The sequence below is a fragment of the Catenuloplanes japonicus genome, assembly GCF_000717135.1.
GTDB lineage: Bacteria > Actinomycetota > Actinomycetes > Mycobacteriales > Micromonosporaceae > Catenuloplanes > Catenuloplanes japonicus.
Map to the genome: position 1 here is coordinate 44293 of NZ_JNXY01000007.1, position 25079 is coordinate 69371.

A 25079-nucleotide genomic window follows, 5' to 3' on the forward strand; every position below is an offset into this window, starting at 1 on the left:
CGGTAACACCCGCAACCATGTCCGTCTATGAAAAGACCCCGCCCCGCCTCGCCGAGGGGGGATTCGGCAGGACGGGGCGGGGCGGTGCGGGAAGGATCAGGAGACCAGCTTGCGCGCCTGCGCCGGGTCGTCCGCGTCGAGCACGGCCGCGGCCAGCCGCTGACATTCCGCCAGCGTGTGTGCGGCCAGCGCGGCACGCACCGCGGGCAGCGCACGGGCGGACATGCTGAGGCTGGAGATGCCGAGCCCGGCCAGCACCGGCGCGAGCGCCGGGTCCGACGCTGCCTCGCCGCAGATGCCCACGGACTTGCCGGTCTTCTTCCCGGCCGCGCCACAGGCCGCGATCAGCTGCAGCAGCGCCGGCTGCCACGGGTCGAGCAGCTCGGCCAGCGTGCCGACCTGCCGGTCCGCCGCGAACGTGTACTGGCTCAGGTCGTTCGTGCCGATGCTGAGGAAGTCGACCACGCCGAGCAGCCGCTCCGCGCGCAGCGCCGCGGCCGGCACCTCGATCATCACGCCGGCCTTCGGCAGGCCCGCGTCGTGCACCAGCGCGGCGAACTCCGCGGCCTCGGCCACGGTGGAGACCATCGGGGCCATCACCCACACGTCCGCGTCCGCCTGCATCGCGGCCTGCGCGATCGCGGCCAGCTGCGTGGTGAGCACCTCCGGGCGCTGCCGGGCGATGCGCAGGCCGCGCACGCCGAGCGCCGGGTTCGGCTCACCGTCCTGGTGCAGGAACGGCAGCGGCTTGTCCGCGCCGGCGTCCAGCGTCCGGATCACCACGCGGCGGCCGGCCATCGCGGTGAACACCTCGCGGTACGCGGTGACCTGCTCGTCCAGGCCGGGCTCACGCGTCCGGTCCAGGAACAGCAGCTCGGTACGGAACAGCCCGACGCCCTCGGCCTCGGTCGCTTTGGCCGCGTCCTTGCCCGATCCCACGTTCGCCAGCAGCGCGACCGCGTGCCCGTCGGACGTGCGGCCGGGGCCGCTGCTGTTCTCCACGGCTGCCTTGACTTCCGCGGCCTTGGCGGTCACCGCGGCCACGTCCTCGGCGCTGACGCCGGACTCGACGCGGCCGGTGCTGCCGTCCAGCGTGACCAGCGTGCCGTCCTCGATGTCGAGCACGCCCTTGCAGGACACCACGGCCGGCAGGCCCAGCGCGCGGGCCAGGATCGCGGTGTGACTGGTCGGGCCGCCGTCCGCGGTGATCAGGCCGACGACCTGCTCCGGGTCAAGGTCCGCGGTGTCGGCCGGGGCCAGGTCGCGGGCGGCCAGCACGTACGGGTGGCCCGGCTGCGGCACGCCCGGCATCGGCCGGCCGAGGCAGACCGCGACCGCACGGTCGCGCAGGTCGTCCAGGTCCGCGACGCGCTCCGCGAGGTATCCGCCGGCCGCCTCGAACGCGGCGCGGTGGGTGGCGAACGCGGCGTCGATCGCGTGCACCGCGTCCGTACCGGCCTCGATGCCCTCCTGCACGGCCTCGCGCAGCATCGGGTCGTCCGCCATCATCGCCTCGGCGCGCAGCACCTCCGCCACGGTGGCGTCCTTCGTCCGGTCGGCCCGCCGGCCGAGGTCCGCCACGACCTCGGCCAGCGCGGCGAACGCCCGCTCCACCTCGGCCGCGGTGTCCGCGACCGGCGCCGGCTCGGGCAGCGCCGGGACGGCGGCGATCCGCAGCAGCGGACCGCCGGCCAGTCCGGTGCTCACGCCGATGCCGGTCAGCTCAGCCATTGGCCGGCTCCTCGGCGTCCAGGTCGCGGGCGAGCAGGTCGGCGAGGCTGTCCAGCGCCTCGTCGGCGCCGTCGCCCTCGGCCGCGAGAACCACCTCGGTGCCCTTCTTCGCGCCGAGCGACAGCACGGAGAGCATGCTGTTCGCCGGGACGGCCCGCTTCTCCCCCACCTGGATCGTCACCTTGACCGGCGCGACGGCGGCAGCGGCCTGGACGAAGAGCGCGGCGGGGCGGGCGTGCAGGCCGCTGGCGGATCCGACGGTAACGGTGCGCGTAGGCATCGATGCCTCCTAATAGAAAGTGGGCTCAGGGCTCGATCGTGACCTTGATGGCCTCGCCGCGCGCGACGATGCCGAACGCGTCGATCGCGCTCTCGAGCGGCAGCCGGTGCGTGATCAGGTCGTCGACCGGCACGGAACCGGTGGCGATCAGTCGCAGCGCCTCCGCGTTGTGCGCCGGGCTGGACCCGTTCGCGCCGACGATGGTCAGCTCGCGGTAGTGCACCAGGTTCGAGTCGACCGTGACGGTGGGGTTGTCCTTCGGCAGGCCGCCGAAGAAGCTGACCCGGCCCTGGCGGGCGACCATCTGCAGCGCCTGCTCCTGGGCGGCGCCGGACGCGGCGGCCGTGATGATCACGTCCGCGCCACGGCCGTTGGTGGCGTCGAGCACGGCCTGGACCACGTCGACCTCCTCGCCGGCGATCGCCAGGTCCGGCTTGACCAGGTTGGCGGCCATGTCCAGGCGGGCCCGGTTCAGGTCGACCAGGAAGACGCGGTTCGCGCCGCGCGCCTTGGCCAGGCGGACGTGCAGGCAGCCGATCGGACCGGAGCCGATGACCACCACGTCGTCGCCCTCGCCCACGCGGGCCAACTCCTGGCCGTTGAGCACGCAGGCCAGCGGCTCGGCCACGGACGCCTCCGCGAAGCTGACGCCCTCCGGGATGCGGTTGAGGCCATTGACGGCCAGAACCTTCGCGGGTACGACCATGAACTGCGCGAAGCCACCCTCGAAGTGGTAGCCCATCGACTCCTGGTTCGGGCAGATCGTCATGCGGCCGCGCTTGCACTCGTCGCACTGCCCGCACGGGATCGCGGCGATGACCTGCACGCGGTCGCCCTCGGACCAGCCCTCGACGCCGTCGCCCAGCGCGACGATCTCGCCGGCGATCTCGTGGCCCATCACCCGCGGCGGGTGGATGTGGTGGTGCCCGAACTTGGAGATCTTGACGTCGGTGCCACAGGTGGAACAGTTGCGCACCCGGATCTTGACCTCACCCGGGCCCGCCTCCGGCTCGGCGACATCCTCGAAGCGGATGTCGCCCGGGGCGTGAAAGCGCACTACCTTCATGATGAACCTTTCCTCATCGCGGCCCCACCGGGGTCACGAACACACGGGAACCTGTCGCGAGGCGCGGTGCGCCCCGCGGGCGGTTCACTCCTGTTCCGCTCCGACCGGCTTCAGAAGCCGGAGTACCTCGTCGACCTCGGTGGCACCGCGCAGCGCGGCGGCCTGGTCCGGGTCCAGCAGGATCTCGGCCAGCGCGGACAGCAGCTCGACGTGCCCGTCACCCTTGGCCGCGATCGCCACGCAGACGGAGACGGGGTTGCCGTCCCAGTCCACGCCCTCCGGGAAGCGCAGCACGGCCAGCGCGTCCCGGTTCACCAGCTCCTTGCCGCCGAGCGTGCCGTGCGGGATCGCCACGCCCTCGCCGACGAACGTGGAGACGGACTGCTCGCGCGCCAGCATCGTGTCGATGTAGCCGGGCTCGGCCGCGCCGATCGCCACCAGCGTCTCGCCGCAGAGGCGGATGGCCGCGTCCCGGTCGGCCGCGACCGCGTCGAGCCGGATGGCCCGCTCGTCCAGCAGCGAGTCAGCCATTGATGTCGGCACCCGTCTGGATCGCCTTGACGACCTTGGTGACGGCCGGGTCGCCCAGGAACACCTGGAACGGCACGATGATCTTGTCGGGCGCGCCGGCGCGGGCACGCGCGGCCAGCCCGCTGTGGCAGACCACCACGTCCGCGTCCGCGGGGATCGAGTTCACCGGGGTGTGCTCGACCGTCACGTTGTTCTTCACGAGCTGCTTGCGCAGCGTGCTGGCCAGCATGACGCTGCTGCCCATGCCCGCGTCACAGGCGACGACGAGCTTCTTGACGTCACTGCCGTTGATCGTTGCCATAACCATGCCCTTCGATTGTGTGTTGCCGCCCTGGGGTGATCCAGGCGTCCCTCATGTCGCTGGAACACCATCGGGGACGCCTGGATCACCAGAGAATCGGGCTGCTGTCAGGCGGTGCCGGGCTCGGGGCTCGAGTTGCGGGCCACGGCCGGGCTGTCGTGCTTGGTCGCGCCGTCCGCGGGCTCCGCGCCCAGCGCCTCGGCCGACGAGTCGTCGACCTCCTGGTCCTCCTTCAGCCGGCCGAAGCCGAGCAGCGCGGCGGCCACGACGAACGAGACGGCGGCGGCGATCAGGATGCCGGCGATCATGCCGATCCAGTTGCCGGCGCCCTTCGGCGTGACGGCCGCGTAGGCGAAGATCGAGCCCGGCGAGGGGCTGGCGACCAGGCCGGCACCGGTGATCATGAAGGTGGTGACGCCGGCCGCGCCGCCCGCCATCGTGGCCAGGATCAGCCGCGGCTTCATCAGCACGTACGGGAAGTAGATCTCGTGGATGCCGCCGAAGAAGTGGATGATCATCGCGGCCGGGGTGGACGGGCGCAGCAGCTTCGGGCCGAAGAAGAAGTAGGCCAGCAGCAGGCCGAGACCCGGGCCGGGGTTCGACTCGATCATGAACATGATCGACTTGCCGTTCTCCGCGACCTGCTGGACGCCGAGCGGGGTGAACACGCCGTGGTTGATCGCGTTGTTCAGGAACAGCACCTTCGCCGGCTCGACCAGGATCGACACCGCGGGCAGCACGCCCAGGTCGACCAGCCAGTCCACACCGTTACCCAGCAAGGTCATGATGTTCTGGGTGACCGGGCCGATGATCCACTTCGCCAGCAGCGCGAACGCGCCACCGATGATGCCGGCCGAGAAGTTGTCGACCAGCATCTCGAAGCCGGGGCGGACCCGGCCCTCGATCAGCTTGTCGAACATCTTGAGGACGAACGCGGCGAGCGGGCCCATGATCATCGCACCGATGAACATCGGCATCTCCGCGCCGACGATCACACCCATGGTGGCGACGGCGCCGACGACGGCACCGCGCTGCCCGTGCACGATCCGGCCACCGGTGTAACCGATGAGGATCGGCAGCAGGTACTTGATCATCGGGTCGACCAGCTGCGCGAGACCCTCGTTCGGGATCCAGCCGGTCGGGATGAACAGCGCGGTGATCAGGCCCCACGCGATGAACGCGCCGATGTTGGGCATGACCATGCCGGCCAGGTGGCCGCCGATGCGCTGCACCCCGGCTCGGAAGCCTGAGCCCTGGACTTGTGGGGTGTATGTGCTCATGGAGGGGGACTCCGTTTCTGGAGGGCGCCGCGCGGTGCCGCGCGACGTAGAGCGTTGAGGCGTTTCCCCGTGATGCAGTTGTATGTGGTGCTGGGACGTCGCGCTGCCCGCGCTCGATCCCGGGGGTGGTGCTGGGCTTCGCGCTGCCGGCGCTCGGCCCTGGGGGTGGAGCTGGGCCTCACGCCGCCCGCGCTCGGCCCGGGGGTGGTGCAGGGATTGTGCGCTGCCGGCGCCCAATCCGGGAGGGGCTTCGCGCTGCCGCGCGCAGACCCGGTGGTACGGCTGGGACTGTGCGCTGCCGGCGCTCAGCCCCGGGGGTGAAGCCGCCGGCCCGTATCGGGCCGGGGATCGAGAAGAACGGTCTCCCGTTCCATGTCGGCCGGTCCCGGCATGCGACTGCCGGGCTGACGCACCGCCGCCGCGCCCCAGGCCAGGCCCTCGGCCAGCGCGGCCTCGCCGGACGCGCCCGCGGAGAGGAACCCGGCCAGCAGCGCGTCGCCGGCGCCGACCGTGCTGCGCGGCGCGCTCACCGGTGACTTCCCGGTGACCACGCCGGAGTCCTCGATCAGCACGGCGCCGTCCGCGCCGAGGCTGGCCAGGACCGCGCCGGCGCCGGCCTTGCGCAGCTTGTTCGCGGCGTCGACCACGTCGCCGAGCGTCTCCAGCGGGGTACCGGCGGCCTCGGCCAGCTCCTCGCGGTTCGGCTTGACGAGCGCGGCACCCGCGGCGGCGGCAGCGCCGAGCGCGGGACCGCTGGTGTCGACCGCGAGCCGGACGCCGGCGGCCACGAGCCGGGCGCACAGCTCACCGAACGCCTCGACGGACGGGCCCGGCGGCAGGCTGCCGCAGAGCACGACCCACTCGGCCGAGCGGGCCGCATCCAGCACGGCGTCGGTGACCGCGGCGAACTCGTCCGGCGCGAGCACCGGACCGGCCTCGTTGATCTTCGTGACCGTGCCGTCCGGCTCCGCGAGCGTGATGTTGGACCGGGTGGTGCCGGCGATCGGCACCGCGACCATCGCGACGCCCTCCGCCTCCAGCATCCGGACCAGCTGCGCGCCCTCCTCGCCGCCGCACGGCACCACGGCCGTGGAGGCGACGCCGTTGGCGAGCAGCGCGCGGGAGACGTTGACGCCCTTGCCACCCGGGTCGAGGTGGGTGTTCGTCGCGCGCAGGACCTCGCCACGGGTGAGCGTGTCGATCTCCATGGCCCGGTCCAGGCTCGGGTTCAGCGTGACCGTGACGATCATGCCCGCACCACCCGTACGCCCGCGGCCTCGACCTCGGCGGCGAGCTCGGCGTCGAGCCCGTTGTCCGTGATCAGCAGGTCCAGGTCCGACATCGACCCGAACCGCGCCAGGTAGTCGTTGCCGACCTTGGTGTGGTCGGCGAGCAGCACCACCCGGCGGGACGCGTTGATCATCGCGCGCTTCACCGCGGCCTCGGCCGGGTCCGGTGTCGTCATTCCGCGCTCCGTCGAGAGCCCGTTGGTACCCATGAAGGCGACGTCCACGTACATCTCCTCGAGAGGACGTAGCGCCCAGTCGTCGACGGTGGCCAGGGTCTTGCCCCGGAGCCGGCCGCCGAGCAGCAGCACGCTGAGGTTGGACTTGAGTGCGAGCGAGGCGGCGATGACCGGCGAGTTGACCACGACGGTCAGCTCCCGGTCGGAGGGGAGCAGCTGCGCCAGACGCGCGGTGGTGGTGCCGGCGTCGAGGATGATCGCCCCCTCCGAGGGCACCTCGGCCAGCGCCGCCTTCGCGATCCGTTCCTTCTCGCTGATCAGGACGGAATCGCGGGTGGCCAGCGCCGGCTCGAAACCGATCCGTTCGACCGGGATCGCACCGCCGTGGACCCGGCGCAGCACGCCGGCCCGCTCCAGGACGGTGAGGTCGCGCCGGATGGTCTCAGCCGTTACGTTGAGGCTGTCGGCGAGCGCCATCACGTCGACCCGCCCGTTGGCGCGAGCGAGCCGCAGGATCTCCTGCTGGCGCTCTTCGGGGTACATCGCGTTCCACCGCCCCGCTTCGTGTTGGCTTTGCCTTTGTTTACGCCCGACTGTGTGGGAAGTCAACACCGCTACGTAACTTCTCTGACATCTACGGGTGGCCGACCCAGTGATGTCGGACATATGGGGCACTGACTACCAGCACTAATACGCTCCGTGTGGCATGGCTCACGCCGTACCCCTGCATGTTTGATTCTGTGGTTTTTTGGTCTTCGGTTTAACCGATGGCGGCGGCGCGGTGCGCGGGGTGGGATGTGGCCATGGAGATTCGCCAGATCAGTGCCGACGAGGTGGGCCGGATCCTGCCGATCCGCGCCTACGCGTTCGAGGCCACGCCGCTCACGCCGGAGCGGACCGAAGAGGCGCTGCGGTTCATGAGCTTCCGCATGCAGAACATCACGCTGACCGCGGAGGAGGACGGCGAGGTCCTGGCCAGCGTCGCCGGCATCCCGATGCGGCAGAACGTGCGCGGCGCCGTACACCCGATGCTCGGCGTGGCCGGCGTGGTCAGCAACCCGATCGCGCGGCGGCGCGGGCACGTCCGCACGCTCATGCACGAGCTGCTGCGCCGCGGGCGCGACGAGGGAAGCCCGGTCAGCACGCTCTACCCGTTCCGGGGCACGTTCTACGGACGGCTCGGCTACGTGGGTCTGCCCGCGGACCGCATCGTCACGCTGCGCCCCACGGACCTGGCATCGCTGCTCCCGCTCGACCTGCCCGGCGAGGTGCGCGTCCGCCGGGTCGCGGACGCCTGGGACGATCTGGAAACGCTGCTCGACCGCGGAATCGTCACCCGGCACGGGTTCGCGGAGTTCCCGCCCTACCGTCGTGCCCAGATCCGCGACGAGAACCTGTACTGGCTGGTCACCGCGCACATCGACGGCCAGGTGGTCGGCGCGCTCCCCTACCGGATCACCGACTACGGCGGCGAGCTGATCGGCGACACGCTGCTCTGCGACGGCCCGATCGCCCGCGCGCTGTTGCTGCGGTTCCTGGCCACGCACGCCGACCAGGTCGAAACGGTCACGCTACGGGTGGATCCGGCCGAGCGGCCGGAGCTGTGGAGCAACGATTTCGCCGGCACGATCACCAGCACCGTCAAGGTCCCGCACCCGGCGCCGCCCATGGCCCGCGTGCTCGACCTGCCCGCGCTGGCCGGGCTGCCGACCGGCGAGGCACGCGTCGCACTCACCGTGGTGGACGACCCCTACATCGGCGGCGACTGGACGCTGGACGGTGCGGGCGGCGCCCTGTCGGTGACCGCCGGCTCACCCTCGGACGTCCGGCTCACCGCGGCCGCCCTGTCCGGGCTGGTCTACGGCGTGCTCGGCCCGCAGGAGATCGTGGCGCGCGGTCTCGGCGTCGTACCGGCGTCCACCTGGGACAGCCTGTCCACCCTGTTCCCGCGCGCGGACGCATGGGTCTTCCTGAACTTCTGATGATCGGGGCGTCCCCCGGCCCCCGGGGGACGCCCCGGATGACTAGATGTAGGCCGTGGCCAGCGTGAACCGGTGCGCGCCGGTCTCCGCCTCCAGCCGCTCCCGCCCCTCCGCCCACGCCGGAACCACACCCGCGGTGTCCACCACACGCACAATCGTCAGCGTCAGGCCACCCGACGTGATCACCGTAGGATCACCGTCCTTCACGGACGGACGGGTGTTCACCGCCGGCGCCTGAGAAGCCGTGCCGGTCCCCTTCGCACGACAGTCCGGCGTGCGCGACCGCCGATCCTCGGCGAAAATCTCGTCCGCATTGGTGCCACCGGTCAGGACCGCATGCGCCAGCGCCGTGGCGTAGACCGGATCCGCCGCCGCATCGTAGATCCAGCGCTTACCCAGCACCGAGTGCTCACACGTGCCGACCAGGTGCGCCTCCGCCCCCGCGAGCGGCGCCCCTCGATAGGTCAGCGGCACGTGATAGACATCCCGCCCCTGCGTCACCAGAACCGTCTCGACCCCCACACGCCCCGCCGGATCATCGAACCGAAACGCGGCCACCCGCTCGATTCCGGCGCCGCTGTCACCCGCCGCCTCGCCATCGAACCAGGCCCGGGACGGCAGCCAGGCCTTGAGCAGATCAAGCTTCGAGGGGACGAGTTGCGCCTTGTGAAGGATCGCCATGCTTAGAGCCTAGAGACGACCGCCATACGTTCGCCTCGCGGCCAGACAATGGCCGATTTACCCATTTTTGTGGCGATAGGCGCCATTTACTCCCCTCGCTTTCCGCCGGCCGCAAGCCGATCTCCCCGCCCACGCGGTGCGTAACCGGCCACAACCAGGCGGTCAAGTGCCGCCTCCAACGCCACAGTGCGTCCCACCCGCAGACAGCCGGGCACTCCGTGCCCGAAATTTCACCTCATTGGGTACGCCTCGTCAGCCGGGAGAGTGACGCCGAGCGCGGGCCGGCATCGGCAGGTCGTCGCAGGCGATCGAGAACGGACACCGGAACACCAGATCCGAACGCACGGCGGGCATCGGCGCCGCGCCGCGCGAGCAGAGGCAGGCGCGGCGCCAGCGCTACACCGGGTCGCGTCGGGAGCGCCACACACCCGGGAGACGCGGAGCGACCAGCGGCGGGCGGCCTACCGACGGGATCCGACCACGAGGGGCGTCGCTTGACATAGAGGCGCACACCGCACCTCTGGCACCAGGATCAGGTCCGGACGCGATCACCAGGCAGCCCATACCCATCCGAGCTCCCGAACTCCGAGAAAGATCTTCCATCATGCGGGATGCAACCCGCTCTCTCACCTGCCCACGGGCGGGTCTTTTGTCTTTTATGCGTAAGCAGCCACAGGGGTGACCGCCTGGCTGCCCCGTATGCCGTCGACCCGCCCGCAGGGGTGCAGATCATCGGCAGGGCCGCCACCAACACACCGGCAGCAAACAGCGAAACGCAAGCCTGAACCCGGCCACGACGCAACCGCCGGCGGGCCGCGATACGGAACCCTCAAAACCGGACCACCCGAGAACCGCCGCCCATCAGCGAGAAGCGCCCACCCAAACGCGAGAACCACGAACCCGCCGCACGACAGACCAAAGCCGGCGGCCCTGCCGATGATCTGCTCGGCTTGCCCCGAGTCGACGGCAGACGGGGCAGCCAGGCCGCACGAAACCCCACCACCCGGATCTGGGGCATCGCATTTGAAAGGCCTTTCCGCCGCCCCGGTGTCGGAGGCTCCCGCCGGAGGCCCGCCGGAGGCCGCCCTTCAGACCACCGCTCACGAGTCGACCGCGCGCGGCCCGCCCCCTCCATCACGACAGATCCGAGTCGCCCACGTTCCTTCGGCGATCACCCGCAGAACGGGCGCGCAGCGCCCGTTGCTCTTCTGGTGACCACCCACGGATCCGAGGCCCGCGGGAGCACGCGGAACGCAACCCACGACCAAGTGGGAATATCCGCTTTTAAAGCTCTTTAAGCCGATTCCCGAATGATCAGATCCGTGGGAAGAAGAACCGCCGGCGGCACCGGCTCCCCCGCCAGGATGATCAGCATCTGGCGCGCGATCTGGCGCCCCAGATCCACGATGGGCTGGCGGACGGTCGTCAGTGGCGGGTCGGTGAACTGCGCGATCTCGATGTCGTCGAAGCCGATCACCGCGACGTCGTCGGGAACGCGGCGGCCGGAAGCCCGCAGCGTGCGCAGCGCACCGTGCGCCATCAGGTCCGAGGCGATGAACACCGCGTCGAGATCGGGGTCCGCGTCGAGCAACTCACGCATCGCGGCGGCCCCGGACTCGCGGGTGAAGTCGCCGTAGGCGATGCGGGGAACCTGCCCGTCCGCCTCGATCGCGTCTCGGTACGCCGTCAGCCGGTCGATGCCCGCGATCATGTCCTGCGGCCCCGCGATGGTGGCGATCCGGCGGCGGCCGGACGAGATCAGATGCCGCATGGCGGACGAGACGCCCGCGATGTGGTCGACGTCGACGTAGGGCACGCCGCTGTGGTGCTGCAGCGGACGGCCGCTGCACACGACCGGGATGCCGATCGCGGCCAGCGCGGCCGGGAGCGGGTCGGCGCCGTGCATCGAGGCGAACATGACGCCGTCGACGTGGCCGGCCATCGCGTAGCGCTCGACGCGGCTGTGGCCTGCGGTGGAGCCGGCCAGCATCAGGACCAGCTGCCGGTCGCCGGCCTCGAGCTCCTGGCTGACGCCGCGGATGATGCCGGGGAAGAACTGGTCGTCGGAGAAGACGCGGTTGGGCATCTCGGGGAGGATCAGCGCGATCGAGTCGGTCCGCTGGGTGACCAGGCTGCGGGCGGCCTGGTTGGGCACGTAGCCCATCTCCCGGACCGCGATCTTGACCTTCTCCTGGATGTCCTCGGCGACCGTGGTGGAGCCGTTGACGACGCGGGACACGGTGGCCCTCGACACGCCGGCCCGGCGGGCCACGGCCTCCAACGTCGGACGCTCCCGAGCCGCCGTCACGTGCGCCCCCGCTCTCTCAAGAAAGATCGTTTCGAAACCGTTTCAGCGCTGCGTGTGCAGCCTACCGGCCGGACGCCAAGGCGGTTGACCGCATGCGTCCCGCCCGGCACGGCACAGGGCCGGCCGGACGGGACGGTGACAAGGGCTAGGACAACGGCAGCCGGACGATCGACTGGTTGCCGACGCCGAGCGTGGACGCGCCGTTGCCGATCGCGTTCCACACCTCGACCTTGATCGTGCCGTTGCGCAGGTTGCCGAGCGCGCCGGACGAGGACGCGAGGCCGGCGGCCTGCGTGTAGTGCTCGTAGCCGCCGACCGGGTCGGTGGCGAAGTACCGGTACGTCTCGACGCGGTCGAACGTGCCGTCGCCGGTCAGGTCGTAGGAGACCCGGACCTGCGTGCCGAGCCCGACGCCGGTGCCCGCGTCCACGTAGAGGTCGAAGGCGGTGCTGCCCCCGTTGTACGTGTTGGTGACGCCGGTCGCGGTGAACGTGGTCGGGTTGTGCGGCGTGCCGTCGTAGTTCGCCCCGCCGGCCGAGCTGATCGACACGCTCCCGGCGCCCGCCGCCGTGCCGTTGAGCCCGCCGCCGGAGATCAGGTAGCGGTTGGCGGCACCGGGAGAGCCCGTGGAAGTGGGAGTGGGCGTAGGGGTCGCGGTGGGAGTCGGCTGCGGGGTGCCGCCTCCGCCGCTGCCGCCGGACCAGGTCCAGGCGCCGGTCGTCGCGGTCTTGCCGGCCGCCACGGTCAGCGTCGTGCCGTTGGAGAACGTGACCGTGATCGGGCTGGAGCTCACGTTGGACGCCACGTAGGTGCGCGCCCCGTTCTTGACGAACGTCGCGGCCAGCGGGTGGTTCGCGGTGACGGTCGTGTCCACGGTGCCGAGCGCGGACAGGTTGCGTATCCAGTGGAACGTGTGCGCCTTGCTCTCCCCCTCCTCGGAGGTGAAGCCGCTGTTCGCCCGGAAGTTCGCCAGCGCCTGGTCACCGTTGCCGAGCGCCAGGAACTCCCAGAGGATGTCCTGCCACACGGTCGGCGCGCCGCCGTTGTTGCGTACCAGCTCGTTGTAGTTCGTGGTCACATAGGCCGGGTTGTAGCCCATGTAGAGGTGACCGCCGGTGACCGGCAGCATGTTGATGCCCTGGATCATCTCCGGCTCGGCCGTGAACCAGGTGGCGTACGCACCGCCGCTGCCCCAGACCATGCCGACCGTGCTGTGCCCGAACGAGGACGGGAAGTTCGTGTCCGACGAGTCGAACCAGTACTCCTGGATCGCGGCCGCCTGCGTGGTGTAGATGAACACGCCGGCGTCACGGACTGCGGTGTTGCCGGTGACCTGGCCCCACTGGATGAGCGCGTTCGCGAAGTTCATGCCCTCGGAGCTGGACTCCTGGTTGTTCCCGGAGCCGAACGAGCCGTGACCCGACGCCCAGTCGTGACCGGCGTAAATATCAAAATCGCGGAGGTACGGGAAGCGCGTGTCGTTCCGGTCGTAGTTGTTCGCGTCCCGGATCAGCAGGTCGATCATGCCGCCGTACTGCCCGCTCGACGCCCACGCCGGTTCGAACCGGGCGAGCGTGGCCGCGGCCGCGATGTAGTACCCGTAGTGGAAGTGGTGGTCGTTGAGCTCCTGGTCGGAGCCGTACGACGCCGGGTAGCCGATCAGCGTGCCCCAGTTGGCGTTGTAGTAGAACAGCGACTGCGACTCGCCGGACGACGCGGTCAGCCAGTTCGTCAGCCGGGACTTGATGGCGGCGAGCGCGCTGTTGCGCACGGCCGTGTTGCCGACCTGGTCCGCGATCTCCGCGATCCGGGCCGCGCGGCCGAGCCCCTTGCCCGTCCAGTACGTGTCCGGCCCGCGGTTGTCCTCCGGGTTGGCCTGCGCGGACGAGAGGTAGCCGGTCAGCGTGGTCAGGTCCGCGCCGGAGTTGCCGACGCCCGGGATCTCCGGCAGCGCGCCGTGGAACGTCATCGCGGTCCGGAAGCTGCTGACGCCGGTGAGCACCTTCATGACGCCGCGCGCGGAGATGTAGCTGTCCGAGATCGGCGTGGAGCCGCTCAGGTACTTCCACTGGTGCGGGTAGAGCGAGACCACGGTGCCGGTGGCGCTCCCCTCCCGGGCCACGGTGGTGAAGGAGTAGGTGGTGCTCAGCGCGTTGTTGCTGTTCGGGCTGTAGGTGTACGCGATCCGGGTGCCGGTCACGTGCGCGTGCGCGTAGGTCCCGTAGGACGACGCGAGCGCCTGCTTCGCCGCGGTCGAGGTGGAGGACGTCGTCGGCAGCACCGCCACCGAGAAGTACCCGCGTCCGGCCAGCGCCGACGTGATCGACGTGCCGCTGACCGCCCAGGTCGCGCCGGACGGCGCGTAGGCCACGTAGTCGCTGCCGCCGGCCGTGAAGCCGATGACGCTGCCGCTGTTCGACCAGACCGTGGGCGTGCCGGCCGTGGTGAGCTGCGCGTTGCCGCCGGTCACCTGGTAGTACGAGAACGGCAGCCCGTGCCCGATGGTGGCCTTGAGCGTGCGCGCGCCGTCGCTCCAGTAGGGAGTGACGGTCCAGTCGCTCCAGCCGTCCACCTTGACGTCCGGCGAGTTCAGCCCCGCGACGCCGACGAGCAGATCCTGCTGGTACGGGTAGTGGTACTCCCCCACGCCGGTCGCGGTGCCGCTGATCGTCGGCGTGGTGGTGTACGAGAGGCCGAGCCCGCCCGCGGACGGGTCGAACGCGAGCGGGTGCGCGTGCAGCGGCTCGCTGTAGGAGCAGTCGGTGCGCTTGAACAGCAGTGACGACCACCAGTCATTCGTGGGTACGGCGCCGGCGGGCGCGTTCGCGGTCACGTACTGCCGGGGATTCGTGGTGAGCGCGCCGCAGCCGTTGGGCAGCGCCGCGCCGGCCGGGGGCGTCTCGGTGTAGCTGCCGGCGCCGACGGTGGCCGCGTCCGCGGAGCGCGTGATCGCCACCGTGAGGAGGCCGGAGACGAGTGCGAGAACGGCGCCGGCGGCGATGGACCGCCAGCGGGATCGAGAGGGCATGGGTACCTCTTCCTGATGGCACCGGGGGACGAGCCGGTGTCCGCGCTCTCTGAGAGCGCTTTCCACGGGGGTGGCATCAGAGTGACGTGCGTCGCTATTCCTGTCAAGAGAGCGCTCTCAACATTGCCGATGCCGAATCATGAAGATCATCAATATTGGGTACGGTAGGGGCTTGGCCCTCGACGGAGGAGAGCGCGTGCGCAGCCGTACCCTCGCCGGATTTGCCCTGGTCCTTGCGCTTGTCGCGGGCTGCGACGGTGGCGGTCCCGCGCCGGAGACCACCGCGGACGCGGCCCGGGAGTCCGCACTGACCGCGCTCGCCCGCTCCGCCGACCACCTGCAGACCGAGAGCTTCACGGTGGAGGTCGAGTCCGGCGACGCCATGCGCACCACCAGCAGGATGGACGTGCCGCACCGCCGCGCCGAGATGGCGCTGCGGCAGGCGACCGGCGAGGAACGGACGATGACCGTGCGCACCCGGCTGCTCGGCGACGACGTCTTCATGCAGATCGAGGGCGCAGCGATCCCGGGCGTGGACGCGCGCTGGATGCGCATCGACCAGTCGAAGATCAAGCGCGGCCTGGAGGTCGGCTTCACACCCGGCACCAACGACGCCGGCGGCGCGAACCGTCTGCTCGCCGCGATCACGGACGCGAGCCGCCTGCCGGACGGCCGCTACAAGGGCACGGTCGACCTCGCCCAGGTCGGCACCGGCACCGGCCTGTCGTTCAGCACCTCCGACATCGCCGGCCTCGGCGACGCGGCCCGCGCGGTCCCGTTCCTGGCCCGGCTGGACGAGCGCGGCCGTCTCGTCCACCTGCAGCTCGACCTCCCGGCCGTCACCGCCGGCAAGGCCCCCATGATCGAGACGCGCTACTCCGCGTTCGGCGAACCGTTCGACGTCCAGGCCCCACCGGCCGACCAGGTCGTCACGCCTCCGGACTCCGTATATCAGTATTTCGGTGGCTGATCTTCACTCTTTCGATACCCCTACGGATCCGGTGCGCGCCGATTCCAGGCGCAGATTTACCTATGATTGAACAACGTCGACTTAATCAATTCCACAGCCGTCGCGAGTTGGCGACACTCTCCTGCTTTCACAGTCTCCGGGCGGTAGTATGAGTCCGTTTAGGACGACCTCGACGCCCCGAGCACTCTCCGAAGATCGCTCTTCAGGATCTTGGGCCACAGCCCTGGACGCCTGGGCACCGGAAACCCACGGGTCGGGTCATATCCCTGAATGCGTTTTCTTTCATTGGAGGACGAAAGGCACCACCTTGATACCCACTCCGGACGAGATAAAGGTGCTCCTGGAGAAAACCTTGAAGAAGGGGGCTCGCGCGCCACAGCTCAATGCGAAGCACCAGATGTTGCGAGACCTGCTCTGCCCGGTGGCAGAGAATGAGCAACGAACCGACCTGGAGCGGGCCAGAGACGCCGAGGCCCTGCTCCGCGCCGTGATCGTCGAGGTGGGCGAGAAACGTGCTCAGTTCCTCATGACTCTGCTACATCTCACGCCGGGCCCCGAGAAGCTGACTCTGCGCTATGAATCGGCCGGGCAGCTCATGCAGGTCACCGGCCGCACCGCCCGGACCAGCACCTACAAGGGAGCGTTCCTGGAGGACCTCGCGCTCCGTCTGCACAGTCGGCTCTCCGCACGCGAGGCCGCCTAGCAAGCCCCTTCCCCCCACTCCCGGATCAGGTCAGCGGGCGGAAGCACCTCCGTCAGCGCGAGGACGTCGGCGCTTCCGCTCTCCACCTCGTCCCGAGCCAACTCCAGCGTCTCGTACGCCGCGAGCCGTATGACCTTCTCGGAGTCGGCGAGCAGGGTGCGCCAGATGGCGGCCGCCCGATCTGGGCTCACGGCGAGCAGGAGATCTATGCGCACGGCGACCGCCTCCCGGTCCGCGACGTGCACGCTCTCGGCGAGTCGCGTGTAGACGTCCAGCGCCAGTGACACATCCGTTCGCGGCAGGCGTTCCAGTTCGTCGTCGAGGCGCCGCACGGCGTCGCGGCCATCGCCCGCGAGCTTCCGCCGGTGCGCGATGAAATCCTCCGCACTCCACCCGGCAGCCGGAATAACGTGCGCCATGACCCCTTCCTTACCGTCGCGTCGAACACCCCTGCGGGCGATTTGCTCCACTTTGAGGTAGAGCTGCCAGTACCTCCGCCACATAACTTCCATTTTTGTGTATTGATCGCTGCCAGCGGGCGGATGAATGATTGGCACGCCAGATCCGAAACGCCGCGAGGACAGTAGATGCACAACATTTCCTGGTTCAAGAGCAGTCGTTGCATCGCAGATCTGCACTGTGTCGAAGTAATGCGCGATGCAGATTCGATATTCGTACGCGACTCGAAGTATCCGGACTTTGCGATCACCTTCCACAAAGGTCAATGGACGTCATTCACACTAGCAGTCAAGTCCGGCCGTTTCGACGCCGAAAAAAACCACTAGACCTCGACTTAATGCCGGAGCGTGCGGGACGGTCGGCGGAAGCGACCGGTCCGATCGGGGACGGAGCGGGCCGATCGGAGGCGGGAACGAGGCCGATCGTGCGAGGGTTCCAGCAACCGGATCGGAGGGCCGGCGCTGACCGCGAGGCGGAACTCACCATCGATCAGTCGCAGGAACCGGCGGCGACGACCCCGGGTCAGCGATAGCCGCCATGAACCGTGCCGTGACCAGTACTCGCGGCCGACCGCGCCGCCGAACAGCCCGGCCGCGTAGTTGCAGACCTCGTCGTCGCTGATATCGCCGTGGATCCAGGAGTCCTGCCAGAGCAGCAGGATGAGGTTGACGTAGTAGAAGAGGCGCTCGTCGACGCCGTCCGGGGCCATGCGCGGGCCCCAGCACTGGGCGTAGAACGGGTCGTCGAGCGCCATCTTCACCACGGTCAGATGCCGTTCCCGCAGCAGCCAGGCGCGTTCGTGCCGGACCTGGCCGCGTTGCAGGAGCACCACCGCGGCCAGCGCGACCGCGGACAGCAGCGCCGACACCCCGCCGTAGGCCTGGCCGATCTCGCTCAGCTGGGACCAGTCCTGGCTGCCGCGACTGATCAGGCCGACGGCCACGGGTGACAGCAGGATGACGGTCGCGACCGCCGCCGCGAGCGCGATGACGGCGACGATGGCGACGCCGCGGAACAGCACACGCGTGGCCTCACCGCCGCGCCGTACGGGTGGCATGGTCATGGCACACGCTCCGGCCGTGAGAAGAATCGACGTGCATCTCATTGTCGCGGTGACGGCAACCGGGGCCCGGGACGTACACGAACGATGTCCTTGCTGGTCACCCGCATGGGCGACGCCCCTGTCCGGCGCCGAACCGGGCTCGAACACTGGACGTGAGTGAATGCAGTGAGAGCCTGAGTGAAAGGTGCCGTCATGGGGCCACGCGAGGTACCGGAGTGGATGGGCTGGGTGATCGCCGGCGTGGGGGTGCTGATCGTGGCGGTCGGCGCAATATTGCTGGCGTGAGGTTGCACCGGTAGGCGAAGATCTCTCTGTGACCACGCTCAGCCAGATCATCGCGATCACCAAGGGTGTCAAGGCGCAGAGCCTCCGCGATTTCACCGACTCGCACCGCAACACGCAGAAGGCGCCGCTGCTCGGGGGCATCTCCCGGAAGTACCGGCCGAAGGACGAGGAGGGCGAGCAGCTGCCGCCCGAGTCCACGCGTGTGCAGCTCTCCGCGGAGGACGTGCTGGGTGAGACCGCGAAGACGCTGACCCGGCTGTTCGACCTGGTGCTGACGCAGGACTCGGCGAACACGCTGGCCAAGGCGGACGTGGTGGTCGACGGCCGGGCGCTGCTGCGCGACGTCCCGGTGACGTACCTGCTGTTCCTGGAGAAGCAGCTCACCGACCTGCACACGTTCGTGGACAAGCTCCCGGTGCTGGACCCGGCGGAGAACTGGACGTTCAGCCCGGAGATCGGCGCCTACGCGTCCGACCCGGTGGAGACGGTGCGCAGCCGCAAGGTGATGCGCAACCACGTCAAGGCCGAGGCGACCAAGGAGCACCCGGCGCAGGTCGAGGTCTACACCGAGGACCAGCCGGTCGGCTACTGGACGACCGTGAAGCTCTCCGGCGCGCTGCCCGCGACCCGGGTCAAGGAGCTGCGCGAGCGCGTGGAGAAGCTGCAGCAGGCCGTGAAGTTCGCCCGCGAGCAGGCGAACGCGCACGAGGTGACCGACGCCAAGGCCGGGGAGGCCGTGTTCGGTTACCTGTTCGCGCGATAACCAAGGACTCCCCGCTGTGGAGCGGCGGGGCAGGGGTGCCGCATCAGGTGCCCTGACAAAAAACTGAGACTGAACGGATCAGGCTGAACCGTCTCGAAGGCCACAGTGGAGGTTCGACTCCTCCCCCCGCGACCGACCACCGCGGGGTAGCCCAACCGGTAGAGGCAGCCCCAGGGCGACATCAAGCTCAGATTCTCGCTCCAGGCTCAGCATTCGCCACCGATCGCCAGATCGAGTGGTCGCGGATTCCGTCACGAGGTTACCGGTTCGAGTCCGGTCCGCCCCTCCAACATGGTGCGGTAGCTCAATGGCAGAGCGCGATGACATCAGATTGAACTGCGGCCTTAAACGTCACTGGCGTGTGCAAATGGGTGGCCACTGTAAGGGGCCCCGGGTAGGGTAACCCGGGGCTCCGCCATATCTAGGCCCTCTCTGAGGTGAACGCGATCGCCTCGTCCTGGAAGCCGGCGTAGTTCAGGTGTGCGGCCAGGCTCGTGCCGGACTGGCAGAAGCGGTCGTTGCGGTTGCAGTACGACTGGATCCGGTCGGCGAACGCGTCCAGGCGCCCGGCGCCGCGCGGGAAGACACCCTGGCGGGCGCCGTCCGTGACGTTGAAGTCCTCGCCGCCGGTGAACGTCGGATCACCGAAGAGCAGCACGGATGCCACCTTCCCGGCCAGCGCGTCGTCCAGTCCCACCAGCGTGTCGCCGACCACGTCCGCCCCCTGGGAATAGCCCATCAGCACGAACCGGGTGTCCTCGCACTCCGCGGCCGTCGCGGCGATGTCGTCCTCGAGCTGGGCAACGCCGGCGCGCACGCTGGCCGTGTAGTTGAAGTTCGCCGGGTAGTCGAGCGCGGTCGTGCGGACGGTCCGGGAGATCTCCCGCGTCATCCGGTCGGCCAGCGGCGTGAGCACGATGCCGAGGCCGGGGCGTTCCGTGGTGCCGCGCGCGCCGATGATCTCCAGGTCCGCGCAGGTGTTGCCGGGGGCGACGGCGGCGAACGCGTACGGCCCGGCGACCACGCCACCGCCGACGATCAGCGCGCCCGCGACGAGCGCGGCCAGCTTCTTGCCCTTCATGGTGTTCTCCCAACTTATGTGAGTCCCGGTGCACATAGATTTACGGCGCCGCGACCAGGCCGGGTTCACACCGAACGGGTGACCCTGCGGTTTTCCGCAGGCAGACTCGGCGGCCCGCCCCATACCGGAGCGAAGCCTCCGTTTCTACGGTTCTCACCATGGCCATAACCAACGAACCGATGGACGGGGTCGCCGGCTGGGCGGTCTCGATCATGGAGACGCTCGGCGCGCCCGGCGCCGGTCTCCTCATCGCGCTGGAGAACCTCTTCCCGCCGCTGCCCAGCGAGGTGATCCTGCCGCTCGCCGGGTTCGCCGCATCGCGCGGCGACCTCAGCCTGGCCGCGGCGCTCTTCTGGACCACCGCCGGATCCGTGGCCGGCGCCGCGATCCTCTACTGGATCGGCGCCGCGATCGGCCGCGACCGGCTCCGGGCGATCGCGGACCGGCTGCCGCTGATCAAACTGTCGGACATGGACCGGACCGAGGCGTGGTTCGCGAAGCACGGCGGCAAGGCGGTGTTCTTCGGGCGGATGATCCCGATCTTCCGCAGCCTGATCTCGGTGCCGGCCGGGGTGCAGCGCATGCGCTTCGGCAGGTTCCTGCTCTACACCACACTGGGCAGCGCGATCTGGAACGCGGTCTTCGTGATCGCCGGGTACGTGCTCGGCGAGAACTGGCACGTCGTCGAGGAGACCGTCAGCGCCTACTCCAAGGGTGTGCTGGCGGTCTGCCTCGTCGTCGCCGCGGTGTTCGTGCTCTACCGCATCCGCAAACGCGTCCCTACTCGCCCAGGTATCTGAGCACGGCCAGGACGCGGCGGCTGTAGCCGTCCGCGTCCGCCAGGCCGAGTTTGTCGAAGATCGAGCGGACGTGCTTCTCCACCGCGCTCTGCGAGACGTGCAGGCGGGTGGCGATGGACGCGTTGTTGTGCCCCTGGGCCATCGCGTCCAGCACGTCCTTCTCCCGGCCGGTCAGCCTCGTCAGCGGGTCCGTGTGCGTGGTCCGGCGCAGCAGCTGCCGGACCACCTCCGGGTCGAACGCGGTGCCGCCCGCACCCACCCGGGCCAGCGCCTCCAGGAACTCCCCCACGTCCGCCACGCGGTCCTTGAGCAGGTAGCCGACCCTGGTCCCGTGGCCGGTCAGCAGCTCGACCGCGTAACGCTGCTCGACGTACTGCGACAGCATCAGCACGCCGATCGAGGGCCAGCGACGGCGGATCTCCAGGGCGGCGCGCAGGCCCTCGTCCGTGTGGCTCGGGGGCATGCGCACGTCGGCCACCACCAGGTCCGGCAGGTGCGCGGCGACGGACTCGACCAGCGCGGCGCCGTCGCCGACCGCGTCCACCACCGTGTAGCCCTCGTCCACCAGCAGCCGGCGCAGACCGTCCCGGAGCAGCGCGGAGTCCTCCGCCAGGATCACGCGCACGGCAGCGTCACCCGGACCTCGGTCGGGCCGCCCACCGGGCTGATCACGGTGAACCGGCCGTCCAGCGCCGCGACCCGCCGGGCCAGGCCGGTCAGCCCGGCCCCGCCCGGGTCCGCGCCGCCGGTGCCGTCGTCCGTCACCCGTACCGTCATCGTCTTCCTCTCCCGAGTCACCACGATCTCCACGCGGGACGCGGACGCGTGCTTGACCGCATTCGTCACCGCCTCGGACACCACGAAGTAGGCCGCGGTCACCACCGGCGCGGGTGGCGGCTCGGGCACGTCATAACGGACCGTCACCGGGAACGGCGCGCGCTCGGCCACGCCGGCCAGCGCGTCCCGCAGGCCCAGCGTGTCCAGTGCGGCCGGATAGACGCGCCACGCCACCTCGCGCAACTCGTCCAGCAGCTCGCGGGACTCGTCGTGCGCCTGGGCCAGCAGCCCGGCGGACTTCGCCTCGTCACCGGCCGCGGCGCTGCGCCGGGCGCGGCCGAGCAGCATGCCCAGCGCGACCAGGCGCTGCTGCACGCCGTCGTGGATGTCCCGCTCGATCCGGCGGCGCTCCGCGTCCACCGCCTCCACCACGTCCGCCCGGGTGGCGGACAGCTGCTCGATGCGCAGGCGCAGCAGGTCGGCCGGGGTCGGGCCGAGGAAGCGGCGGGCGACGCGCAGCTCCAGCCGGACCACGCCGATCAGCCCCTGCACGCCCAGGAACAGCGCAAAACCGCAGGCCACGGCCAGGTACGTAATGATCCACGGGCTGGGCGGGATGTTGTCCGGGTGCCGGCCGGTGAGCCAGAACCAGGTGAAGACCACGATGGTGGCGGCGCCGTAGACGAACAGCAGCAGGATGCCGCCACCGAGCAGACCGACCGGCCAACGGACGCCGAGATAGGCGATCGCGCGCTCCGGGCCGTACCCCCGATAGGTTTTGGCTTCCGAGTCCCCGAACAGGTGGAACAGGCGGTGCCGTTCGAACTCCACGAACGCCAGCACGGTACGCGTCAGGCGGTGCATCGATGCCTCGCGCGCGGACGGCCAGGCCAGCGCCGGGGCCAGCACCAGACCGGCCAGGGCGAGCCCGAGCAGCGTGGCGACCGCGGTCAGCGCGCCGACGACCAGCCCCCAGACCAGGCGGGCACTCGCGGTGGCCACGCTCCAGATCCGCACCGGGTCAAGGCTAGCGGCTGTGGTTCTCCGCAACCGGACCTGTGGACAACCGCAGGTCGTGCGCCGCGATCCGGGTCGCGAGGCCGTCGGCCAGCGTGGGCGGCGCGGCCAGCAGCACCGAGCCGACCAGCCGCACGTCCGCACCCGCCTCGGCCGCGATCGGCCAGCCGGCCGCGTAGTCCCAGCGCTTGGTGCGGTCCTCGACGTAGATGTCGAGCCGCCCGGCCGCGACCCAGCACAGCGCGAGCGCGGTGGAGCCGACCATGCGGACGCCGCGCACCTCCGGCAACAGCCCGGCGAGGAACGCGGACTGGTGGCCGCGATGACCCAGGTCGTAGGCGAAGCCGGTGGACAGCACCGCGTCCGCCAGCACCGGGTCCGGCGCGCGGCGGATCGGCTCGCCGTTGAGGTGGGCCTTGTCGTCCGCGGTCGCGTGGAACAGCTCGTCGTGCACCGGGTCGTAGACCACGCCCAGCCACGGACGCCACCCGTCGCCGTCGCGGCGCTCACAGCCCACGCTCACGCACCAGAACGGGATGCCGCTCAGATAGTTGACCGTGCCGTCCAGCGGGTCGACCACCCAGCGGAACTCGGACGCGCCGTCGTGCGACGCGCCCTCCTCGCCGAGCACGGAGTCGTCCGGCCGGTGGCGGCGCAGGAACGCCAGCGCCACCGCCTCCGCCGCCCGGTCCGCGTCGCTGACCAGGTCGGTCACGCTGCTCTTGACGTCGATCCGGGCCGGGCCGCGGAACCTGCGCAGCAGCTCCGCACCGGCCAGCCGGGCGACCTCCCGTGCGGCGTCGAGCGCGTCCGTCATCGCTTCTTGGCCGCGCTGTCCACACTGGGCGTGTCGCCCAGCGCCAGCAGGACCTCGCGCAACGCGTCCGCGGCGGCGCGGGCGGCCTCCGGGCTGACCCGGGCCAGCACCGCGTGCTGCGCCTCGGCCTGCGCGCGCACCGCGGCCTCGGACGTCTCCATGCCCTGCGCGGTGAGCCGCACCCAGGTGGAACGCGCGTCGCGGTCGTCCGCCTCCTTGACGACCAGGCCGTCCACCACGAGCCGGCGCAGCAGGTTGCTGGTGCCGCCGGAGGAGAAGCGCAGGCGGTCAATCAGGTCGACGGGCCGCAGCTGATAGGGCTCGCCGGCCGCGCGCAGCACGGACAGCACCTCGTGCTCGGCCTTGGTGAGACCCAGCGCGGCCAGGCTCGCGTTGGTCGCCTCGTGGATCAGGATGCTGAGCCGAGACGCGCGCTTGCACAGCTCCAGCTCCACACCCGCGAATGTGGGCAGGTCCGACCGCCACGCCTCGACAAGCGCGTCGACGGCGTCCCGGCGTGCGGTGGCCTCGTTCACCAGACCAGCATACATTTCACCTTGCATCCGGAAAGCTTTGCCGATAGCTTTTTGAAAAGCTTTCCTGGTTAGTCGCTCGACACGAGGGAGGGACAGCATCATGATCGTCCTCCGCAACGGCCACGTCATCACCATGGATCCGCAGCTCGGCGAGCTGCCCGCGACCGACGTGCTCATCTCCGGCGACCGGATCGAGGCCATCGGCCCCGCGCTCCCCGCCGACGGCGCCACCGAGATCGACATCCGCGGCGAGGTGGTCATCCCCGGCTTCGCCGCCATGGCCGGTCCGGACACGTTCCGCCGCCTGCGCGCCGCACTCCGCGTCGAACGCACCGGCAACGCCTGCACCCCCGCCCCCGGCTCCCGGCCGGTCACCGAGGCCGCGACGGCCACGCTGCGCACCGCCGGCACCGGCTCGATCAGCGTCGGCAGCCGCGCCGACCTGGTCACCCTCGCCGGCCTCGAACACGTCATGGACGTCTCCCGCCTCGCCGGCGCGGTCGTCACCTCACTCGGCCCCGACGACGTCCGCACCGTCATGATCGGCGGCCGCATCGTCTCCACCCCCACAGCATCGGCCGCCGCCTGACCGGCCTCCTCCCGAGGCCGCACGGCAAGATCAAAATAAAGATCCAATTCATTTTCCCGCTTCCAGCGCGGTCCGGCCCGTCTGCTCCCGCGGGCAAACCTCGCGTCGGGCTCCGCTGGCGCTCCGCTCGTCGCTCGGAGCCAGTCCCGCCGCTGGTCACGGAAAACCACGTACGCACCCACTGCGGTCCGCCCCACGGACCGCGGTAGCGATTCGTGGGGCGATCCACCGGCCTTCTCCGGCCGGGCCAGAAACGCGCATCACCAGAGCAAGCATCGAAGCAGGGTTCGCGGTGACGGCGAGGGCTGATCACGGCCCTCGCGCTCCAGCAGGACGCGACACCGACAGCGCACGGGCACGGGCACGGGCACGGGCACGGGCACGGGCACGGGCACGGGCACGGGCACGGGCACGGGCACGGGCACGGGCACGGGCACGGGCACTAGGCAGTCATGCGGTGTCTGGCCTCGATCGCTTGCAGGATCGACCGTCGATGAGACGCCGCCAGCACGCCACGCCCGAAATATCGCGACATAGCAGCCAGCAGGAGAACGCCTCCATCTTGT

General features: G+C 70.3%; 25 protein-coding genes and 1 tRNA gene. 8 read left to right on the top strand and 18 right to left on the bottom strand.

All coding sequences use genetic code 11. The annotated features are described in order from the left end of the window. Window positions 1–96: 96 nt before the first annotated feature. From ptsP to OP04_RS13385, 8 genes are all read right to left on the bottom strand, one after another. The gene (ptsP, locus tag OP04_RS13350; RefSeq protein ID WP_033339970.1) at window positions 97–1731 is read right to left on the bottom strand and encodes a phosphoenolpyruvate--protein phosphotransferase; all 1635 of its coding nucleotides are present in this window, start codon (window positions 1729–1731) and stop codon (window positions 97–99) included. Further along, window positions 1724–2011 carry an HPr family phosphocarrier protein gene (locus OP04_RS13355; RefSeq protein ID WP_033339971.1) on the bottom strand — a complete coding sequence of 96 codons (288 nt, stop codon included), beginning with the start codon at window positions 2009–2011 and terminating at the stop codon, window positions 1724–1726. The genes ptsP and OP04_RS13355 overlap by 8 nt, the downstream gene beginning before the upstream one ends. 25 nt (window positions 2012–2036) lie before the next feature. Beyond that, window positions 2037–3077: a zinc-dependent dehydrogenase gene (locus OP04_RS13360; RefSeq protein WP_033339972.1), complete on the bottom strand. Its 1041-nt coding sequence runs from the start codon at window positions 3075–3077 to the stop codon at window positions 2037–2039. Between the two features lie 84 nt (window positions 3078–3161). Then, window positions 3162–3608, bottom strand: coding sequence for a PTS sugar transporter subunit IIA (locus tag OP04_RS13365; protein WP_033339973.1), 447 nt, complete (start codon window positions 3606–3608; stop codon window positions 3162–3164). After that, window positions 3601–3909 carry a PTS lactose transporter subunit IIB gene (locus OP04_RS13370; protein WP_033339974.1) on the bottom strand — a complete coding sequence of 103 codons (309 nt, stop codon included), beginning with the start codon at window positions 3907–3909 and terminating at the stop codon, window positions 3601–3603. Before OP04_RS13370 ends, OP04_RS13365 begins: the two co-directional genes overlap by 8 nt. Before the next feature lie 107 nt (window positions 3910–4016). Next, window positions 4017–5189: a PTS mannitol transporter subunit IICB gene (gene mtlA / locus OP04_RS13375; protein ID WP_085066434.1), complete on the bottom strand. Its 1173-nt coding sequence runs from the start codon at window positions 5187–5189 to the stop codon at window positions 4017–4019. A gap of 305 nt (window positions 5190–5494) precedes the next feature. Continuing rightward, complete coding sequence (gene pfkB / locus OP04_RS13380) at window positions 5495–6439, bottom strand: 1-phosphofructokinase (RefSeq protein ID WP_033339975.1); 945 nt, start codon at window positions 6437–6439, stop codon at window positions 5495–5497. Further along, a complete protein-coding gene (locus OP04_RS13385) occupies window positions 6436–7197 on the bottom strand; it encodes a DeoR/GlpR family DNA-binding transcription regulator (protein WP_033339976.1) in 762 nt (253 codons plus the stop codon). The genes pfkB and OP04_RS13385 overlap by 4 nt, the downstream gene beginning before the upstream one ends. Before the next feature lie 260 nt (window positions 7198–7457). Between OP04_RS13385 and OP04_RS13390 the strand changes: the two genes are divergently transcribed. Further along, on the top strand, window positions 7458–8636 hold the full coding sequence (locus tag OP04_RS13390) for a GNAT family N-acetyltransferase (protein ID WP_033339977.1): 1179 nt from the start codon (window positions 7458–7460) through the stop codon (window positions 8634–8636). A gap of 42 nt (window positions 8637–8678) precedes the next feature. Here the strand turns inward: OP04_RS13390 and OP04_RS13395 are convergent, their stop codons facing one another. From OP04_RS13395 to OP04_RS13405, 3 genes are all read right to left on the bottom strand, one after another. Further along, on the bottom strand, window positions 8679–9317 hold the full coding sequence (locus tag OP04_RS13395; RefSeq protein ID WP_051797813.1) for a CG0192-related protein: 639 nt from the start codon (window positions 9315–9317) through the stop codon (window positions 8679–8681). A gap of 1294 nt (window positions 9318–10611) precedes the next feature. Beyond that, window positions 10612–11625 (bottom strand): LacI family DNA-binding transcriptional regulator, encoded by a 1014-nt coding sequence (locus OP04_RS13400; protein WP_033339978.1) that lies wholly within the window; start codon window positions 11623–11625, stop codon window positions 10612–10614. 145 nt (window positions 11626–11770) lie between these two features. Next, entirely contained in the window at window positions 11771–14653 is a 2883-nt protein-coding gene (locus tag OP04_RS13405) for a glycosyl hydrolase (protein WP_033339979.1), read from the bottom strand. 196 nt (window positions 14654–14849) lie between these two features. Between OP04_RS13405 and OP04_RS49590 the strand changes: the two genes are divergently transcribed. Together OP04_RS49590 and OP04_RS13415 are read left to right on the top strand one after the other, a co-directional pair. Next, window positions 14850–15623: a hypothetical protein gene (locus OP04_RS49590; protein ID WP_051797814.1), complete on the top strand. Its 774-nt coding sequence runs from the start codon at window positions 14850–14852 to the stop codon at window positions 15621–15623. 334 nt (window positions 15624–15957) lie between these two features. Beyond that, the gene (locus OP04_RS13415) at window positions 15958–16326 is read left to right on the top strand and encodes a hypothetical protein (RefSeq protein ID WP_033339980.1); all 369 of its coding nucleotides are present in this window, start codon (window positions 15958–15960) and stop codon (window positions 16324–16326) included. Here the strand turns inward: OP04_RS13415 and OP04_RS13420 are convergent. Further along, complete coding sequence (locus OP04_RS13420; protein ID WP_157239785.1) at window positions 16323–16745, bottom strand: hypothetical protein; 423 nt, start codon at window positions 16743–16745, stop codon at window positions 16323–16325. The genes OP04_RS13415 and OP04_RS13420 overlap by 4 nt on opposite strands. 168 nt (window positions 16746–16913) lie before the next feature. Between OP04_RS13420 and OP04_RS51670 the strand changes: the two genes are divergently transcribed. Continuing rightward, window positions 16914–17111 carry a DUF397 domain-containing protein gene (locus tag OP04_RS51670; protein ID WP_085066436.1) on the top strand — a complete coding sequence of 66 codons (198 nt, stop codon included), beginning with the start codon at window positions 16914–16916 and terminating at the stop codon, window positions 17109–17111. An 8-nt stretch (window positions 17112–17119) separates the two neighbouring features. Here the strand turns inward: OP04_RS51670 and OP04_RS13425 are convergent, their stop codons facing one another. After that, entirely contained in the window at window positions 17120–17848 is a 729-nt protein-coding gene (locus tag OP04_RS13425) for a DUF6082 family protein (protein ID WP_033339982.1), read from the bottom strand. 313 nt (window positions 17849–18161) lie between these two features. On the opposite strand from OP04_RS13425, the gene OP04_RS13430 reads away from it, so the two are divergent. Then, complete coding sequence (locus OP04_RS13430; protein WP_033339983.1) at window positions 18162–18896, top strand: DUF7873 family protein; 735 nt, start codon at window positions 18162–18164, stop codon at window positions 18894–18896. Between the two features lie 143 nt (window positions 18897–19039). After that, a tRNA-OTHER gene (locus OP04_RS53290) sits at window positions 19040–19185 on the top strand. Window positions 19186–19317: 132 nt separating this feature from the next. Here OP04_RS53290 and OP04_RS13435 read toward each other — a convergent pair. Continuing rightward, a complete protein-coding gene (locus tag OP04_RS13435) occupies window positions 19318–19977 on the bottom strand; it encodes a cutinase family protein (RefSeq protein WP_033339984.1) in 660 nt (219 codons plus the stop codon). Between the two features lie 158 nt (window positions 19978–20135). Here OP04_RS13435 and OP04_RS13440 point away from each other — a divergent pair, with 158 nt between their 5' ends. Continuing rightward, on the top strand, window positions 20136–20777 hold the full coding sequence (locus OP04_RS13440; RefSeq protein ID WP_033339985.1) for a DedA family protein: 642 nt from the start codon (window positions 20136–20138) through the stop codon (window positions 20775–20777). Here the strand turns inward: OP04_RS13440 and OP04_RS13445 are convergent. The 4 genes from OP04_RS13445 to OP04_RS13460 are packed head-to-tail and all read right to left on the bottom strand — an operon-like array spanning window position 20758 to window position 23924. Next, complete coding sequence (locus tag OP04_RS13445; protein WP_033339986.1) at window positions 20758–21402, bottom strand: response regulator; 645 nt, start codon at window positions 21400–21402, stop codon at window positions 20758–20760. The two genes, OP04_RS13440 and OP04_RS13445, sit on opposite strands and share 20 nt — an antisense overlap. Continuing rightward, window positions 21393–22571, bottom strand: coding sequence for a sensor histidine kinase (locus OP04_RS13450; protein WP_033339987.1), 1179 nt, complete (start codon window positions 22569–22571; stop codon window positions 21393–21395). Before OP04_RS13450 ends, OP04_RS13445 begins: the two co-directional genes overlap by 10 nt. Window positions 22572–22581: 10 nt before the next feature. Then, a complete protein-coding gene (locus tag OP04_RS13455; protein ID WP_033339988.1) occupies window positions 22582–23388 on the bottom strand; it encodes an inositol monophosphatase family protein in 807 nt (268 codons plus the stop codon). Next, window positions 23385–23924, bottom strand: coding sequence for a MarR family winged helix-turn-helix transcriptional regulator (locus OP04_RS13460; RefSeq protein WP_033339989.1), 540 nt, complete (start codon window positions 23922–23924; stop codon window positions 23385–23387). Before OP04_RS13460 ends, OP04_RS13455 begins: the two co-directional genes overlap by 4 nt. Before the next feature lie 100 nt (window positions 23925–24024). Between OP04_RS13460 and OP04_RS13465 the strand changes: the two genes are divergently transcribed. Further along, window positions 24025–24513 (top strand): amidohydrolase family protein, encoded by a 489-nt coding sequence (locus OP04_RS13465; protein ID WP_033339990.1) that lies wholly within the window; start codon window positions 24025–24027, stop codon window positions 24511–24513. Window positions 24514–25079: the final 566 nt, after the last annotated feature.